Raw genomic sequence first — 17,565 nt, forward strand, 5'->3', positions numbered from 1 at the left:
TTTCTGTGATCGAGGACGGGAGGTCGTGCGTTGTGATGGCGTTCAAAAATCGGGGAGGTGCAATTTTTCAATAAGCTGTAATGCAAAGAGTTTTTATTTGCGGTCCGTTTTCTATAACGAAGGGGCCCGGTGGATTTTGACAATATTAAATATTCTCAAATAAAAATATTGAGAACATAAATACTAATTAAGGCAAAATGAATAACGATGAAACGTTCGACCTCACCAGCGCGTTTTAGTGAGCGTAAGCATAATTAATACGTTGTAATATAAGGTAGTTATATGCCTTGTTTTTTCTCATCCTGCTTATACTGGCCGAAGTATTATCCTCCGGCGCTCGCAGTTTTCTCGCCAGGCGTCTGTTAATTTTCTGTAAAAATCTGATCGCTGTCGGATTGTTGATCTTTTTCACGACAGAGGGTTGCAGGCCAGGGTGTTCATCGTTTAAAGCTAACCAGCCTGCCTCCTTGATGATAAAAAATAAGGTATCACATGCCCCATTTCACCCTGAAACAGCTCAAATACTTTGTTGCCGTCGTCGAGGCGGAAAGTATTGCTGAAGCCTCACGCCAGCTGCATATCGCGCAGCCGTCGATTTCCATCGCCGTGAAGACGCTGGAAGATATGTTTGAACAGCAGTTTTTTATTCGCCACCACGCCCAGGGGGTGTCAATGACCCCGAGCGGACAGCGTTTTTATGAAAAAGCCAAAGAACTGCTGCGGCTCTCTTATCAATTCGAGCAAAACTCGAAGGCCGATAATGAGCTGGTCTCCGGGATTATTTCCATCGGCTGTTTCGAGACCGCCGCGCCGCTGTATATGCCATCGTTGATGGCCGGGTTTAAGAAAATTTATCCGGAAATCACCATTAAAATTTACGACGGCGAGCAGCACGAGATTGCTCACGGCCTGCACCGCGGGCGTTTTGATTTGGCTTTTCTCTATGACCTCGAACTGGATACCTCGATTTATACCGAGAGCCTCAACGCGCCGCAGAAGCCCTATGCGTTGTTACCGGCGGACCATCCGCTGGCCCAGCGGCACGCCGTGCGGCTGTCGGAGCTGAGCAATCTGCCAATGATCCTGTTGGATGTTGTGCCGAGCAAAAACTACTTCATCAGCATTTTCAAAGATAAGGGCTACAACCCGCAGGTGGCCTACAGTTCGCCGTCGATTGAGATGGTGCGCTGCATGGTCGGCCAAGGGCTGGGCTTCTCGGTGCTGGTAACGCGTCCGGTGAATGACATGACCTATGACGGCCAGCAGGTTCGCTGTGTGGAAATTCAGGATGAGATGGCGAATTCGGCGCTGGTAATGGCGCACCTGCGCAGTAGTGAACCGACTAAACCCACCAAACTGTTTATGGAATATTGCCGCAATGCGGTGTTGAGCCCGCCGCAGCAAGAAGTGAAAGTCGCCTGAATGAGTAAATTTACCCGCGATTAGCGCGGGTAAACATATTCATGCGGTATTTTCTGCATTTTATTGCCTATAAAAAAACGAGGCTCTGACGATATTTTCATGAGCCTCGAAAGTCATGGTTATTTTTCCTTTCAAAATCTCGTGCCTGAAAAATAAATACTGCGTATTCGCGTGGCGGAAATGGCCTGGCGGCGGGGCGAATCCGCTGCATCATTATTTTATTCTCAGGTACTAAATTTATAATAATTTACCTGTGCATAACGGTTTATTAACCTCGGTCATGAGCAGAACATCACCGAAGGACATATTTATGACCGTAGAAAAAATACAAATCGAGACGCTGGTTGTTGGCGGGGGGCAGGCCGGTATCGCTATGAGCGAGCACCTGAGCAAACAGGGTATTTCGCATCTGGTCGTGGAAAAGAATCGCATTGCCGAAGCCTGGCGTACCGGCCGCTGGGATTCGCTGGTGGCGAACGGCCCGGCGTGGCATGACCGTTTTCCGGGCATGGAGTTTAAAGGCGGCGACCCCGATGCCTTTATTGCCAAGGATGATGTTGCGCAATACTTTGTCGATTATGTGCGCGAGTTTAATCTCCCGGTGCGCACCGGCGTGGAAGTCAAAAGTGCGGTGCGTAACCACGGTCGTCCGGGGTTTACCATTGAAACCACCGACGGCGTGATTGAAGCGCTGAATATTGTCGCGGCGACCGGGCCGTTTCAGAAGCCGGTTATTCCGCCGATCGCCCCGCGCGACAGCGCCATCCATCAAATTCATTCGGCGAAATATTACAACCCGCAACAACTGCCGGAAGGCGCGGTGCTGGTGGTGGGCGCGGGCTCGTCCGGCGTGCAAATCGCCGATGAACTGCAGCGCGCGGGTCGCAAGGTTTATCTGTCGGTCGGCGCCCATGACCGCCCGCCGCGCGCCTATCGTAACCGGGATTTCTGCTGGTGGCTGGGGGTATTAGGCCTGTGGGATGCGCCGGCCAGCGAACCCGGTAAAGAGCACGTTACCATCGCGGTTAGCGGCGCGCACGGCGGCCACACGGTTGATTTCCGTGAGCTGGCGCATCGCGGTATCACGCTGGTTGGTCTCACCGAATCCTTCGCCGGGGGCACCGTCTCCTTTAAAAATAATCTCGTCGAAAACATTCGCCTCGGCGATGAAAACTACCTGGCGCTGCTGGATGCCGCCGATGCTTACATCGCCGCCAATGGCCTGGATTTACCGGAAGAGCCCGCCGCACGGCAATTCTTAGCGGACCCGGACTGCATGACGTCGCCGATCCTGTCGCTCGATCTGGCGCAGGCGGGGATTAACACCATTATCTGGGCCACCGGCTATGCGGTGGACTACAGTTGGCTCAACGTCAACGCTTTCAACGAACAGGGCCGTCCTCAGCATCAGCGCGGCGTCTCCAGCGAACCGGGAGTCTACTTCCTCGGCCTGCCGTGGTTATCGCGCCGGGGATCAACCTTTATCTGGGGCGTCTGGCACGACGCGAAGCATATCGCCGACCATATCGCTACCCGCCGTAAATATAGCCAGTACAAAGACGCCAGCCAGCGTTAATCATGACTTACTGAACAGGATAACCATTATGCCGACCCATACTCGTATTCGGATGTTCAATACCAAAGAGACTTACCCTAATCAGACGCTGGACAATGATTTATGTCAGGCGGTGCGCGCCGGTAATACCGTCTACGTTCGCGGCCAGGTAGGGACGGATTTTGCCGGCAATCTGGTGGGCCTTGGCGACCCTAGAGCGCAGGCGGAACAGGCGATGAAAAACGTCAAACAGCTACTGGAAGAGGCGGGTAGCGATCTGTCGCATATCGTCAAAACCACCACCTATATTATCGATCCGCGCTATCGCGAACCGGTCTATCAGGAGGTAGGAAAATGGCTAAAAGGCGTGTTCCCGATCTCCACCGGGCTGGTGATTTCCGCGCTGGCGCAGCCGCAGTGGCTAATGGAAATCGATGTTATCGCCGTCATCCCTGATGACGCGGCGAAATAAGGAGGCAGAATGACATTTTCGATTGCCGCGCGCTGCCCGGAAAGCGGGCAGTTTGGTATCGCGATCAGCTCTTCAAGCATTGCCGTCGGCGCCCGCTGCCCGTGGCTGCAGGCGGGGGTAGGGGCGGTATCGAGTCAAAATATTACTTTACCGGCGCTGGGGCAACTCACTCTGGCGCAGATGGAGCAGGGGCTGACGGCGGAGAAAGCGATGCGCCGGGCGCTGGCGGAAGATGATTTTAGCCGCTATCGGCAGATTATCGCCATCGACGCCAGCGGCCAGACCGCGTGGTTCAGCGGCGATAAAACGCTGGGGACCTGGCATGTTGTGCAGGGCGATAACTGTATCGCCGGCGGTAATATGCTGGCATCTGAAGCGGTGATTGCCGCGATGGCGGCAACGTTTTCGCAAACCGAAGGCGAGCTGGCGACGCGACTGGTTGCCGCGCTGCAGGCCGGTGTAGCAGAGGGCGGCGAGGCCGGGCCGGTCCATTCGGCGGCGGTAAAGGTGGTGGATGATTACTCCTGGCCGCTGGTGGATCTGCGTGTTGACTGGAGTGAAACGGACCCGATTGGCGAGCTGGCGGCGTTGTGGCAGGCCTATGAACCGCAAATGCAGGCTTACGTGACGCGCGCTCTCGATCCGCGGGAGGCTCCCAGTTACGGAGTACCCGGCGATGAATAGTCGATTACAGGATATTCTGGCGCGGCTGCTGGCGTTTGACACCACCAGCCGCGAATCGAACCTGGCGATGATCGACGATATTGCCGATTATCTCCACGGCTTCGCAATCGAAACGCAGCGCTTTTATGATGCGGAAGGGAGAAAAGCTAATCTCTATGCACGACTGGGCCCTGCGGGGCCCGGCGGCGTTATGCTGTCCGGCCACACCGACGTGGTGCCGGTTGACGGCCAGTCATGGACGGTTCCCCCTTTTGCCCTCACGCAACGCGATGGCCGCTGCTACGGCCGCGGTAGCGCCGATATGAAAGGCTTCCTCGCCTGTGTACTGGCCGCCATTCCTGATTTTCTCGCCCAACCGCTACGCATGCCGCTGCACTTGGCTTTTTCCTACGATGAAGAGGTGGGATGTCTTGGCGTACGCAGCCTGGTCGCCCATCTGCAGGCGTCGACAGAGAAACCGGCGATGTGCATTATCGGCGAGCCGACGGAGATGCGCCCGGTCTATGGTCACAAGGGGAAGCTGGCGATGCGCTGCGATGTTCACGGCCACGCTTGCCACTCCGCTTATGCGCCTGATGGCGTGAATGCGATTGCCTGGGCGGCAAAGCTGATTGGCCGCCTGGACGAGCTGGGCGAGCAGCTTGCGCTTCGCAAGGATTCGCGTTTTGATCCGCCTTTCAGCACCCTGCAGGTGGGGGTGATTAAGGGCGGCGCGGCGTTGAATATTGTACCGCAGCACTGTCAGTTCGATTTTGAAATTCGCCATTTACCGGATGTGTCGGTCGAGGATGCGCTGGTCTCGCTGCAGGCGTATGCCGAAGGCGAGTTGTTGCCAAAAATGCGCGCGACGGCGGCGGGATCGGCTATTACCTTTCAACCGCTCAGCCAGTATCCCGGCCTGCTGAGCGACCCGCAGTCGGCGTTCGCCGGCTGGCTGGCGCAGTGGGCCGAATGCGAGGATTTTTCAACGGTTGCTTTTGGCACCGAAGGCGGATTGTTTGATGAGGCCGGCGTGGCCACGCTTGTTTGTGGTCCGGGGAGCATGGAGCAGGGGCATAAGGCGGATGAATTTGTTAGCGAGGCGCAGTTGGAAAAGTGCGCGCAGATGTTGAAAAACCTCTGCCGCTGGATGTCAGCTTAAACGCCGGCGCGCCGCAAAGGCGGCGCGCCTTCTTGTGGGCTTTAAATCTTCTCTTTAGCAAAAGCCATGCTTTTAACACTCTTCGCTTTCGAGAAATAATAATAGACCGGTGAGACCACCAATAAACCTATAATCCAGGAGAGATCTGCGCCGCCGAAGGAGAGGGCGATTGGCCCGGTATAAATTGAGGTCGACATAAACGGTACTTCGACCAGAATACCGAGGATATAGCAGGATATCGCCGTTGCATTAAAGTAGCCGTAAATACCGCCATCGCGTTTAAAGAACGACTCAACGTGATATTCGCCGTGGGCCACTAAATAATAATCGACCAGATTAATTGCCGTCCACGGCACCAGCACATACAGCAGCACGGTAATAAAGTTAGTGTAGATTAACAGGAAATTTTCCTGGCCATAGATGGCGAGGAATATCTCCAGCAGCATGGTCAAAATAGCGGTGATAATGCGTGCCCGCGCCATCGGCGACCAGCCGTCGATAAAGGTCTGGCCGAGCGTCAGGGTACAGAGTACGCCGCAGTACAGCATCATCGAGTTGGTGGCGGCGATCCCCAGCGCCAGCACGATAATCACTATCGCCCCCATGCTGCCGGTCAGATCCATAATCCCTTGAATAATATCGTCATTACCGATACAAATCGCCACCAGTACCCCGAGCACCATCGGCAAATAGGAGCCGAGAATGCAGCCAAAATAGCTGGCGTAAAAGACGCTTTTATCGTTGGTGCTGTAGGGCATATAGCGGGAATAGTCAGAGACATACGGCGCATAGGCCAGCTGCCAGAGCGCGGCGATAGAGACGGCGCCGAGGAAACCGACGATGTTGAAGCCGCCGCGGTCGACAAAGTCGCCCGGCAGGCCGTGGATGAAGACTATCCACACGAAGGTTGCCGCCAGTACGATGCCGGAAATCCACGACATGATCCGCGCGTAGGAGTGGATGATCTTATAGCCAAAGATGGTGGCGAACAGGCTTAGCGCGCCGACCACGATAATCCCGATGTCCGAGTTCATCGGCTGATAAATCGCGTGCATCGACTGCCCGCCGAGCACCAGACTGGAGGCGGTAAAGCCGATATACATCAGTACGACGATGGAGACCACCAGTACCGAACCATAGGAGCCAAATTGCCCCTTGGTCTGGACCATTTGCGGCACCCCGAGTTTTGGCCCCTGCGCCGAATGCAGCGCCATAAAGAGCCCGCCGACCAGGCTGCCGATAAATAGCGCAATCACTGACCATAAAAAGGAAAGGTGGAAAATCGTCACCGACATCGCGCCGGTGATGACCGTTAACAGCATAATGTTGGAGCCAAACCAAATGGTAAAAAGATCGCCTGGTTTGCCGTGGCGCATATTTAAGGGGATAGGTCTGATGGTATTACTTTCAAGATTCTCGACATTAACAGATTGATGTTTTGTCATGGTGCTCTCTCATTATTTTGGTCTTCATCAGCGTAAGAGTGATATTTCAATGAGGAGTACAGCTAATCTACTCATCACAACATTTCATTCACCATTTTTACAACTCCGTATCATTTGCGAAATGACAAAAAATATCGGTGCTGGATATAAAAAAAATGCTTTACCCGGCGCTGGAAAAACGCTGCATTTGTGCGTTTAGTTTTTTTTAGAGTTTTATGCTTCGTGCTTAATTTTTTACTGGCAAACCCGCTGATGGTTTTTTATCGGGCAGATAAAACTCTGCCATATTGCGAGGGGATTAGAATGATGAACCGTAGAGAGAAATAACAATTCCCTGTTTTTATTGCGGTCTAATGAGATAGATGTTTGACCCCATAAAATAATGGGGAAATAAAATAATTAGCTGATACATCATGACATTAGAATTGTCGTATTGAGTAACCTAAAGTCGCACAGATAATGTGGATAAGGGCGTTATGCGAGGCGCTTCACAATAACCAACAGATAATCAATATAAGGGCAGGAATGCGACATCCTGCCCGAAAATAATTAATAACCGACTTTATAAACCCGCCCGCTTTGGATCCCTTCGACGCTGCGGCGGTAGGCCTGCGCCACCGCTGCGGCCGGTACGCTGGCGAAACCGGGGAAAAAGCCGTCATAGGCTTCGACGGATTCACTGAGCACGGTGGGGCTTATCAGGTTAATGCGGATCCCGCGCGGTAATTCACAGGCGGCGGCGCGAACGAAGCCGGCCAGTCCGGCGTTAACGGTGGTGGCATTCACCCCTTGAGCGATGGGTTCATCGGCGACGATGCCGCTGATAAGGGTGATGGAACCGCCATCGTTAAGATAATGCTGGCCGGTGAGGGCGAGGCGAATCTGCCCCAGCAGTTTATCCTGCAGCCCTTGGTCAAAATCACGGTCGGTCATCGTGCTTAGCGGGCCAAAGTACAAACTACCGGTTGCTGAGACGATGGCATCGACCGGGCCAATTTTCTCGAACAGCGCCTGCACGCTGTGCTGCGAGGTGATATCAACCTGCTCGTCGCCGTGGGTCCGGCCAACGCGGATAACCTCATGCTGGCGGCTCAGTTCTTCCGCAACCGCGCGGCCAACGGTACCGCTGGCGCCAATAACGATAATTTTCATCGCAAACTCCTCAGTGAAGTGAGCCTCTATTCTTTAATTAATCGATTGTCGGATAAACTGGCTAAAAGTTAGATGATTACTAACCAGGAGTTTGTAATATGGACAAACTGCGTGGAATGGAGACATTTGTCGCGGTGGTGGAGTGCGGTAGCTTCACCGGCGCGGCGACTCGCCTTGAGATGTCGGCGGTGATGGTCGGCAAATATATCGCCTTACTTGAGGGCCAGCTCGGTACCCGCCTGCTGGAGCGAAATACCCGTCGGCAAAGCCTGACCGATGCCGGGCGAGTCTATTTTGACGAGGCCCGACGGGCACTAGAGCAGGTGGCGAATGCCGAGCGTTCGGTTGAAAGGTTACGGCTGGCCCCTGCCGGTACGCTACGGGTGAGCGCGCCGGTTTCTTTCGGCGCCAGCATTATCGCGCCGCTGACCGCCTCCTTTCTGCAGGCCTGGCCGGAGGTACGCGTCGAGCTTGATTTGACGAACCGCATGGTGGACCTGGTAGATGAGGGAATCGATCTGGCGATTCGCATCGGCGACATCCAGCGTACCGATCTGGTGGCGAAATATCTCGCTCCCTATCGTATGGCGATCTGCGCGGCGCCGGATTATCTGGCGCGCCACGGCACCCCGCAAACCCCCGCTGATTTAGCCGGGCATCAGTGTCTTTCGCATACGGTGTGGACCGCGCGCAACGAGTGGCGGCTGCCGGGCGCTGCGGAAGAGGTGCGCTGGAAGCGCGACGCGGTGCTGCGCTGCAACGATGGCTACGCGCTGCGTATGGCGGCGGTGGCCGGCGCCGGGCTGTTATTGCAGCCGGAAGTGCTGCTGGCGGAAGACTTAGCCAATGGCCGACTGGTGCGTATTTTGCAAAATTACACCCCGGAACCGAGGCCGATACACCTGCTGTGGCGCCAGGATCTGCGCCCGTTACCGAAACTTACCCGCTTCGTCGAACATTTGTTAAAGGAAGTGAACGGTATTTATAAGCTATGATTATCGTGTCTGATGAAAGCATTCATCGTGAAACAGTAATGGAGGTATGGATAGATGGGATTATTAAGTTTTGTGAAAGAAGCGGGCGAGAAGATCTGGGATGCCGTCTCCGGCTCCAGCAAGGAAGATCAGGCTGACAAGCTGAAAAAACATATTGATAGTCTTAACCTGCCTGGTGCCGAAAAGGTCAATATTGCCGTAGCGGACGATGGTACCGCGACGGTAACGGGCGACGTCGGTTCACAGGAAGATAAGGAAAAAATTCTGGTCGCGGTAGGTAACGTAACCGGGATTGGCCAGGTCAACGATAGCGTTACTGTGACGCAGAGCGGAGCGGAAAGTCGTTACTATACGGTTAAATCCGGTGATACCCTCAGCGCCATCTCGAAAGCGATGTATGGCTCCGCCAATGACTATCAGCGTATTTTTGAAGCCAATAAACCGATGCTGAAGCATCCCGATAAGATCTATCCGGGGCAGGTACTGATTATCCCGGCGAAGTAAGCCGTGAATCAGGGATCAATAGCAACGTTTTGATGGAGACTGTAATGGGATTATTAGATCAAATCGGCGGCGTGCTTGGCGGGCAGGCTGGCAAAGCTGAACAACTTCAGGCGATCATGACCTGGATTGAACAGCAGGGCGGTATCCAGGGAATCCTGGAAAAATTCCGCAACGGCGGCTTAGGTGAAATCGTCGAGTCCTGGCTTAGTCAGCAGAGTAATATGTCGGTGAACAGCGATCAGATTACCTCGGTGTTCGGCTCGCCTGCGCTGCAGGATCTCGGCGCCAAACTGGGCGTTGATTCGCAAACTGCCTCATCGCTGATTGCGGAATACCTGCCAAAAATCGTCGATGGCCTGTCGCCGCAGGGCGAAGCGCCGGCCCAGGGCGACCTGGTCTCCGCAGGGCTTAATCTACTGAAAGGTAAGTTATTTAGTTAAACGCTTGCCGTTTGAGTTTTAACTTATCACATAATACGGGCCTGAATAACGGCCCGTATTTTATTATCCGCGGTAAATTCACCGCCTCGCGATTATTTATTCTGTATTACTAATTGACAACTTACCGCTGCGTTGAAAATATCATTATTTAATCTTACCGGAACGGTTATGATAAATTTTTATGATATTTATCGGCGTCCTGCCGGGCTAATTAGTTTTTTTATTTTCTGTAGCCATAAACAAAGTAATTTACCCTTTCGCAAAATAATGCGCATTATCTCCAAAACATAAAAACACCTGCACATCACAACCATTATTAATGGTTTCTGACTTTGGAGAATGCTATGCCGACCAAAGAATCATCGCCGCCGCTTATTGAGAAGCACACTATTGGCTATATTCCGCCAGAAGATCGCCACGGTAAAACCCGCGATCTCTTTACCCTGTGGTTTGGCGGCAACATCGCGCCGCTGCCGATCGTTACAGGCGCCCTGGGGGTACAGATCTTTCATCTGAATCTGCTGTGGGGGATCGCTGCGATTTTAGTCGGCCATCTGGTTGGCGGGGCGCTGATGGCGCTGCACTCGGCGCAGGGGCCGCAGATGGGGATCCCGCAGATGATCCAGAGCCGCGCGCAGTTTGGATCTTTTGGTTCGCTGCTGGTGGTGGCGATCGCCGGGGTGATGTACGTCGGTTTCTTTGCCTCGAACATCGTGCTGGCCGGGCAGTCGCTGCACGGTATCGCCCCTGCCGTCCCACTGCCGGTGGGGATCGTGATCGGCGCGGTGGGATCCTGCGTGATTGGCATTATCGGCTACCGATGTATTCACATTCTCAACCGAATCGGCACCTGGGTGCTGGGCATCGGCATTATGGTCGGCTTTGGCTACATCTTCACGCATCTGCATACCGCCGATTTCTTAACCCGCGGCGGCTTTTCCTTCTCGGGCTGGCTGGCTACCGTGTCGCTGGCGGCGTTGTGGCAGATCGCCTTCGCCCCGTATGTTTCTGATTATTCGCGATACCTGCCGGCGGATGTGCCCGTCGCCGCGACGTTCTGGACCACCTACCTTGGCTCGACGCTCGGTTCCAGCCTGTCGTTTATTTTCGGCGCGGTAGCGGTGCTGGCAACGCCGGTGGGGCTGGAAACCATGGATGCGGTAAAGCTGGCGACCGGTGCGATAGGCCCGTTGATGCTGGTGCTGTTCCTGCTGAGCGTCATCAGCCATAACGCGCTTAATCTGTATGGCGCGGTGATGTCGGTGATAACCCTGGTGCAAACCTTTCTGTGGCGCTGGATCCCCGGCAGCCGCAGCCGGGCGCTGCTGTCGGTTATCGTGCTTATTTGCTGCGTGGCGGCGGCGATCTTCGCCTCGGCTGACTTTATCAGCCACTTTATCGATCTGGTCCTGGCCCTGCTGGTGGTGCTGGTGCCGTGGACCGCGATTAACCTGATAGATTTCTACGCCATTCACAAGGGCAACTACGATATTAACTCGATATTTCAGGTGGATGGCGGTATCTATGGCCGTTACAACCCGCACGCGCTGCTGGCCTACGCCATCGGCATCCTGGTGCAGATCCCGTTTATGAATACCCCGCTGTACGTCGGCCCGGTCTCGGCGTGGTTTAACGGCGCCGATCTCTCCTGGCTGGTTGGCCTGCTGGTAACCTCGCCGCTGTACTATTGGCTGGCGAGCCGCGATAGCGCCTGGCGTCGCCGTCAGGTTGGCCTCAAGCAGGCGATGGATTAAGTTATAAAGCGGAGCGCCGCTGGCTGGCCTTACGGTACTGCAGCGGCGTCTGGCGCATCATCTTTTTAAAACAGGTAATGAAGTAGGTCACCTCGCCAAATCCCACCGCTAATGCGATGGCATCAATGCTCTCATCGCTATTACGTAGCAGATCGCAACTGCGTTTTATTCGCCGGGTGAGCAAATATTCATGGATATTGCCGCCGGTCTGCTGACGAAAAACCCGCGAGGTGTAGCTGCGCGAAAGTCCGAGGTCGCAAGCCAGCTGGTCAAGAGAAAACTTGCTGGCATAGTGGGCTTCGATCCAGTTCATAATCCGCGAGGCGACGGTCTGCTGGCGCGGCGGGTAGCGTTGCGGCTGCTCGGGTAGAAACGTCATCAGCTGCATCATCAAAAACGCCACCTCGCAGGCGGTGGTCTGCTCGTTATCCTCCAGACGCTGAAACTGTTCAAGGATCCTTTCGATAAATGCCGCGTGCTCGCTGAGGTCGTAAATTTGCGCCGGCAGATTGCTGGCGGCCAGCGCTGCGAACTGGGCCTGATGGCGCGGGAAAGCGCTGAGCGCGCTCTCAACGACCGACTGCTCAATGTGCATGGTGGTGCGGTGATAAGGATTTTTATCGCTATGATCGACCTGCACTTTGTGCAAACGGAAGGGCGGGAAGATAAATAATCGCCCAGGACGGGCGGTGTAGTGCTGGTTATCCACCACCACGATGCCGTAGCCGCTGGAAATATAAAGCAATTCAACGCATTGATGCCAGTGGTAGTAAAGCACGCTGGTGGTATACATGCGATTAAACGAAATGGCCTGCCGATCGAGCGTAATACGTTCCAGCAGTTGCGCTTCGCCCATTTTGCCTCCAGGACAACAGATTTAAATTTTTACGCCATCATTTGCAATTTATCCTCCGCGCGGTCGACAAAATCCAGCAAAAATGAAATGGCGGTTTAATTTTGTGAGTCCGCTCACTCAGCGCCGGGAATAAAAGCGGTTACTCTTCATCCAGACGTCGCACACGTGGCTTGATAAAAGCCTAATAACAATAACTTACCTCTATCCTCGTGTTATACGGGAGGACCCTGTGCAACCTGAAAACATTCATCTGGATAACCCACTGACAAGCCGGGAAGAGGTGCTACGGCTGGTCAATGAAATGCTGAACGCGGTGGCGCCTTATTTTAAAAACGACGCCAGCCGCATTGATTTAGCGAACTTCACCGCTCACTACGGCCAGCAGGTCGCGAGCATGGAAACCTTTTCCCGCCTGCTGTGGGGCGTGACGCCGCTGTTGGCTGGCGGCAGCGAGCCGCAGCATTTCTCCTTCTATTTACAGGCGATAAAAAACGGCACCAATCCGCAGCATGCCGATTACTGGGGCGAAGTCGCGCCTTACGATCAACGCATTGTCGAGATGGCGGCTTACGGATTATTGCTGGCGCTGGCGGGCGAAACCGTACTGGCGCACTTCACTGCTGCGGAAAAAGAGAACTTATGGCGCTGGTTAAAGCAGTGCGAGACCCAGGATATCCCGGATAATAACTGGCACTTCTTTCCGATTCTGGTGCAGGTTGGCTTTCATTATTGCGGTATGCCGACCAATCCGCAGGCGCGGGAAGATCATTTTGCCGCCATGGAACGTTATTACCTCGGCGATGGCTGGTACTCGGATGGTCCGGGCCGCCCGCGCGACTATTACATCTCGATGGGCTTCCATTTCTATGGCCTGATTTACGCGAAGCTGATGGCCGATGTCGATCCGCGACGTTGTGCGGAACTGCGTCAGCGGGCCGCGCGTTTCTCCGCTGACTTCATCCATTTCTTTGCCGATGACGGCGCGGCGATCCCGTTCGGCCGTAGTCTGACCTATCGCTTTGCTGAAGCGGCGTTCTGGAGCGCGGCGGCCTTCGCCGGGCTGGAAGTCTTTTCGCCGGGGGTGATGAAAGGCATCGTGTTGCGCCACCTGCGCTGGTGGCTGAAACAGCCGATGTTCGATCGCGACGGCGTACTGAGCGTCGGCTACAGCTACCCGAACCTGGCGATGGCGGAAGATTACAACGCGCCGGGTTCACCGTACTGGGGGCTGAAAACCATGCTGGTGCTGGCGTTAGGCGAGGGCGACGCCTTCTGGCAGGCGGCTGAGTTGCCGCTGCCGCCGCTGCCCGCGCAGCACACAATAGCCCATGCGGATCAGGTGCTGGTACATCAGGCCGATCACCTGTGGATGCTGACTTCCGGCCAGTTGGAGCTGAACAACTTCGTTAATACCGAGGCGAAATACTGCAAATTTGCCTACTCCACCCGCTTTGGTTTCACCATTGAGCGGGGGCGCTACGGGTTGAACCATGCCGCTCCCGATTCGATGCTGCTGCTGGCCGAAAAGGATAACTACTGGCGCGGCCGCCGCGAATGCCAGCAGGTGGTCACCGCTGATGGCGTCATTTACAGCCGCTGGCTGCCGTGGCGCGACGTGGTGATTGATAGCTGGCTACTGGCGCTGGGCGACTGGCAGCTGCGCGTCCATCGCATAACTACCCAGCGCGCGCTGGATTGCGCGGAAGGCGGCTTTAGCCTGGCGAATCGTCCGCTGCCGCAGGCGCAAGAGAGTGACGGCGCCTGCTGCTTACGCAACGCCCGCGATATCTCGGCAATTTTCTGTTTACATCCGCACACCCGCCGTGGCGAGACGGTACTGACGCCGCCGAACAGCAATCTGTTGTTCGCCGAACGCGCGGCGGTGCCGGTGCTGCGCGGCGAGCTTGATGCGGGGACGCATTGCCTGGTAAGCGCGGTATGGGCGGGGAATGCCGCCGACTTCGAACCGCAACACTGCCCACAGGCCTTCATTAGCGATGACGCGGTACGCTTCGTGACGGCACGACAAGAAACGACGCTCGTTCTGGCCCCGGAGGCATCGCTATGAGCACATCATCGTCCGTACGCGCCGCGCAGTACAAAATGAGTACCTTTATTTTTCTCTATTTTTTCACCTGGTCATCCAGCTTTGGCCTGTACGCGCTGTGGCTGAGCCAGAAGGTAGGTCTCGATAGCATTACCATCGGCAGCGTGTTCGCCATTAATGGCGTTTTCGCGGTGGTCCTGAAACCGGTGTACGGCTACATCATGGACAAAATCGGCATGAGTAAGTGGCTGCTCTATTTTGTCTGCGCCATTTCCGCGCTGATGGCGCCGTTCTTCGCGCTGGTGTACCAGCCGCTGCTGCAAAGCCACGCGACGCTGGGGATTATCATCGGCGCGCTGTATTTGAGCCTTGGCTGGTACGCCGGGGTGGCGGCTTCCGAATCTTATGCCGACCGCTTTAGCCGTCTGTACGGGCTGGAGTTTGGCCGTATCAGAATGTGGGGTTCGCTGGGCTGGGCGATGGCGGCTTCGGTCTCCGGACTGCTGTTTAACTTCACGCCGCTGGCTAACTTTTTGCTCAGCAGCGGCACCTCGGTACTGATGCTGCTGGTGCTGATTAGCCTCAAAATTGGTGATGAACAGCTGCGCAATAACAACGTCATTTCCGCGAATAAGATCGTCTTTGCCGATGTGTTGATGCTGCTGAAAAATCGCAAATTCTGGATGTTCAGCCTCTACGTCGCCGGAGTGGCGTGGATGATGTTCATCGCCGAGCAGCAGTTCCCGCGCTATTTCGTCTCGTTCTTCGCCACCAAAGAGCAAGGGAACGCCTGGTACGGCTATCTGAGTACCGTCCAGTCGGGGATGGAATTCGTGATGATGATGTTTATCCCGTGGCTGGTGAACCATTATGGCGCCAAGCGCGGCCTGCTGTTCTGCGGCTGCGTGGTGGGGGCGCGGCTGATTGCCTCCGGCCTGACCAATGACCCGATTGTCATCTCCATCATCAAACCGTTTTACGGCGTCGAGATCGCGCTGCTGCTGATTTCGGTCTTCAAATACATCGCCGAACACTTCCATCGTCGGGTTAACGCCACGATGTACCTGCTGGGTTACCAGGCGATGATTTATGTCGGATCGATTGTGGTCGCGCCGCCGGCGGGTTACCTGTACGACAAAATCGGCTTTGAGCATACCTATCTGTTGATGGGCTGCTGCGCCCTGACGTTTACGCTGATTTCCGCTTTTACGCTATCGCGCTGCCAGTCGAAGCGCGATGCCTCACGACCCTTTACTCCGGCTTTAGATACCGCCTCGGTTGAACCGGCCAAACATTAATTCAGGAGTTGTTATGACCAAATCTGTTATCACCGAAGCGCTGCGGCCGATAGAACTGCATCAGGTTGACCGCCTGGCGTTGAGCCAGAAGCTGGAAGACGCGCTGGACCGCGTGACGCGCAAGCTCGACAAAAATATCGTCGCCTTCGGCGATAAGTTCCCCGGCGAAGCCTGTGAAAACGGCATCTGGCCGCGTACCGATAACGTAGAGTGGACCACCAGTTTTTGGCCGGGCCAGCTGTGGCTGGCGTGGGAGATGACCGGCAAAGCGCACTACCGTGAAGCCGCCGAGCGCTATTTACCGTCGTTCGCCCGGCGTATTGAGCAGCGTATCGACACCGCGACCCACGACCTCGGCTTCCTTTATTCGCTCTCCTGCATCAGCGCCTGGCGGCTCACCGGCAATGAAGCCGCTCGCCAGTCGGCGCTGCTGGCTGCCGAGCGCCTGATGGAACGTTTTAACCCGACGGCCAAAATTATCCAGGCGTGGGGCGATTTAAACGATCCGGAGCAGCAGGGGCGAATGATCATCGACTGCAATATGAACCTGCCGCTGCTGTACTGGGCCAGCGAGCAGACCGGCGACCCGCGCTACGCGCAGGCGGCAACGGCCCACGCCGGGCAGGCGGCGAATTATATCGTGCGTGAAGACGCTTCGACTTATCACACCTACTATATGGATGTGCAGACCGGCGAGCCGCGCTTTGGTAACACCCATCAGGGCTACAGCGATACCTCATGCTGGTCGCGCGGCCAGGCGTGGGGCATTTACGGTTTCCTGCTGAGCTATCAGCACACAGGCGATAAGCAGATGGTTGAGCTGTCGCGCAGCCTGGCGCATTACTTCCTCAACCGCCTGCCGGAAGATGATGTCTGCCATTGGGATCTGGCGTTGCTCGGCACCGATGCCGTGCGCGACAGTTCGGCCGCGGCGATTGCCGCCTGCGGCCTGCTGGAGCTGGTCAAGGCGTTGCCAACGCTCGACGCCAACCGCGCGTATTACGAAGAGATGGCGCTGCGCATTGCGCTGTCGCTGACCGACAACTACCTGGCCCACGACGATGACCCTACCGAAGGGTTGCTGCAGCACTCGGTATATCACATGGGCAGCGGCAAGGGCGTCGATCAATGCTGTAGCTGGGGTGACTATTTCTATCTTGAGCTGCTGGCGCGGCTGCGACAGATTTGGTACCCGTACTGGTAACCCTCAAGGAATGGAGAGCGAGATGAAAAGCGTAGCCGTGTTATTAGCCCCCGGATTTGAAGAGGGGGAAGCGATAGTCACTATCGATATCCTGCGCCGTCTGAATATTGCGGTGCAGACAATTGCCTGCGGCGAGAGTCGCGAAGTGGTGAGCTACCACGCTATCCCGATGATAGCGGATAGCACCCTGAAGGCCAGCTTCGATCAAACCTTTGATGCCGTGGTGTTGCCGGGAGGCCCGGAAGGCAGTGTTAATCTGGCGAAAAGCGCGGAGGTCATTGCCTTCGTTCGCCGCCACGATGAAGCGGGTAAATATATCTGCCCGATTTGCTCCGCCGCCGCCCGCGTGCTGGGCGGCAATGGGCTGCTGAAGGGGCGTCGCTATGTCTGTTCCGGCGATCTTTGGCAGCAGGTGAGCGATGGCGTGTACGTGGATGCCGACGTCGTGGAAGACGGCAATCTGCTCAGCGGCCGGGGGTTGGGCAAGGTATTTGATTTTGCTTTCACCCTGGCGGCGCGGTTACAGGGCGATGAAGCGCCGGCGCGCGAACAGGCGGAACATATTTATTATCCGTGGTAGAACAAGATCTGCAGGC

Annotated in this window: 16 protein-coding genes; 13 read left to right on the forward strand and 3 right to left on the reverse strand. The window is 55.5% G+C overall.

Translation table 11 applies throughout. The features are described 5' to 3' along the window. Nucleotides 1–492: 492 nt before the first annotated feature. The 5 genes from PGR29_RS13920 (at nucleotide 493) to argE (ending at nucleotide 5,274) form a co-directional block, all read left to right on the forward strand. A complete protein-coding gene (locus tag PGR29_RS13920; RefSeq protein WP_015703484.1) occupies nucleotides 493–1,422 on the forward strand; it encodes a LysR substrate-binding domain-containing protein in 930 nt (309 codons plus the stop codon). A 310-nt stretch (nucleotides 1,423–1,732) separates the two neighbouring features. Beyond that, on the forward strand, nucleotides 1,733–2,998 hold the full coding sequence (locus PGR29_RS13925) for a flavin-containing monooxygenase (RefSeq protein ID WP_015703482.1): 1,266 nt from the start codon (nucleotides 1,733–1,735) through the stop codon (nucleotides 2,996–2,998). Nucleotides 2,999–3,026: 28 nt separating this feature from the next. Then, nucleotides 3,027–3,449, forward strand: a complete 423-nt coding sequence (locus PGR29_RS13930) for a RidA family protein (RefSeq protein ID WP_015369686.1) — start codon at nucleotides 3,027–3,029, stop codon at nucleotides 3,447–3,449. A 9-nt stretch (nucleotides 3,450–3,458) separates the two neighbouring features. Further along, complete coding sequence (locus tag PGR29_RS13935; protein WP_015703481.1) at nucleotides 3,459–4,133, forward strand: DUF1028 domain-containing protein; 675 nt, start codon at nucleotides 3,459–3,461, stop codon at nucleotides 4,131–4,133. Next, nucleotides 4,126–5,274 (forward strand): acetylornithine deacetylase, encoded by a 1,149-nt coding sequence (gene argE, locus PGR29_RS13940; RefSeq protein WP_316424715.1) that lies wholly within the window; start codon nucleotides 4,126–4,128, stop codon nucleotides 5,272–5,274. The genes PGR29_RS13935 and argE overlap by 8 nt, the downstream gene beginning before the upstream one ends. 41 nt (nucleotides 5,275–5,315) lie before the next feature. On the opposite strand, the gene PGR29_RS13945 is transcribed toward argE, so the two are convergent. Together PGR29_RS13945 and PGR29_RS13950 are read right to left on the reverse strand one after the other, a co-directional pair. Continuing rightward, nucleotides 5,316–6,719 (reverse strand): purine-cytosine permease family protein, encoded by a 1,404-nt coding sequence (locus PGR29_RS13945; protein WP_308957733.1) that lies wholly within the window; start codon nucleotides 6,717–6,719, stop codon nucleotides 5,316–5,318. 549 nt (nucleotides 6,720–7,268) lie between these two features. Further along, a complete protein-coding gene (locus tag PGR29_RS13950; RefSeq protein WP_316424716.1) occupies nucleotides 7,269–7,871 on the reverse strand; it encodes a short chain dehydrogenase in 603 nt (200 codons plus the stop codon). Nucleotides 7,872–7,969: 98 nt separating this feature from the next. Between PGR29_RS13950 and PGR29_RS13955 the strand changes: the two genes are divergently transcribed. The 4 genes from PGR29_RS13955 to PGR29_RS13970 all read left to right on the forward strand — a co-directional run bounded on the left by PGR29_RS13955 (nucleotide 7,970) and on the right by PGR29_RS13970 (nucleotide 11,564). Further along, nucleotides 7,970–8,866 (forward strand): LysR family transcriptional regulator, encoded by an 897-nt coding sequence (locus PGR29_RS13955; protein ID WP_316424717.1) that lies wholly within the window; start codon nucleotides 7,970–7,972, stop codon nucleotides 8,864–8,866. A gap of 54 nt (nucleotides 8,867–8,920) precedes the next feature. Continuing rightward, complete coding sequence (gene lysM / locus PGR29_RS13960) at nucleotides 8,921–9,370, forward strand: peptidoglycan-binding protein LysM (protein WP_015369692.1); 450 nt, start codon at nucleotides 8,921–8,923, stop codon at nucleotides 9,368–9,370. 14 nt (nucleotides 9,371–9,384) lie between these two features. Beyond that, on the forward strand, nucleotides 9,385–9,810 hold the full coding sequence (locus tag PGR29_RS13965; RefSeq protein WP_071647658.1) for a YidB family protein: 426 nt from the start codon (nucleotides 9,385–9,387) through the stop codon (nucleotides 9,808–9,810). 344 nt (nucleotides 9,811–10,154) lie between these two features. Then, entirely contained in the window at nucleotides 10,155–11,564 is a 1,410-nt protein-coding gene (locus PGR29_RS13970) for a purine-cytosine permease family protein (RefSeq protein WP_047055790.1), read from the forward strand. A gap of 1 nt (nucleotide 11,565) precedes the next feature. Here the strand turns inward: PGR29_RS13970 and PGR29_RS13975 are convergent, their stop codons facing one another. Further along, on the reverse strand, nucleotides 11,566–12,420 hold the full coding sequence (locus PGR29_RS13975; protein WP_015369696.1) for an AraC family transcriptional regulator: 855 nt from the start codon (nucleotides 12,418–12,420) through the stop codon (nucleotides 11,566–11,568). Between the two features lie 229 nt (nucleotides 12,421–12,649). Between PGR29_RS13975 and PGR29_RS13980 the strand changes: the two genes are divergently transcribed. From PGR29_RS13980 to PGR29_RS13995, 4 genes are read left to right on the forward strand one after another with little or no spacing between them, the layout of a single operon-like run. Further along, nucleotides 12,650–14,488, forward strand: coding sequence for a DUF2264 domain-containing protein (locus PGR29_RS13980; protein WP_271032118.1), 1,839 nt, complete (start codon nucleotides 12,650–12,652; stop codon nucleotides 14,486–14,488). Next, entirely contained in the window at nucleotides 14,485–15,765 is a 1,281-nt protein-coding gene (locus tag PGR29_RS13985) for an oligosaccharide MFS transporter (RefSeq protein ID WP_015369698.1), read from the forward strand. The genes PGR29_RS13980 and PGR29_RS13985 overlap by 4 nt, the downstream gene beginning before the upstream one ends. Nucleotides 15,766–15,778: 13 nt before the next feature. Then, on the forward strand, nucleotides 15,779–16,969 hold the full coding sequence (locus tag PGR29_RS13990; RefSeq protein WP_047058886.1) for a glycoside hydrolase family 88 protein: 1,191 nt from the start codon (nucleotides 15,779–15,781) through the stop codon (nucleotides 16,967–16,969). A 22-nt stretch (nucleotides 16,970–16,991) separates the two neighbouring features. After that, nucleotides 16,992–17,549, forward strand: a complete 558-nt coding sequence (locus PGR29_RS13995) for a DJ-1/PfpI family protein (protein ID WP_015369700.1) — start codon at nucleotides 16,992–16,994, stop codon at nucleotides 17,547–17,549. Nucleotides 17,550–17,565: the final 16 nt, after the last annotated feature.

The organism is Klebsiella sp. 141203 (assembly GCF_032601985.1).
Classification (GTDB): domain Bacteria; phylum Pseudomonadota; class Gammaproteobacteria; order Enterobacterales; family Enterobacteriaceae; genus Klebsiella; species Klebsiella aerogenes.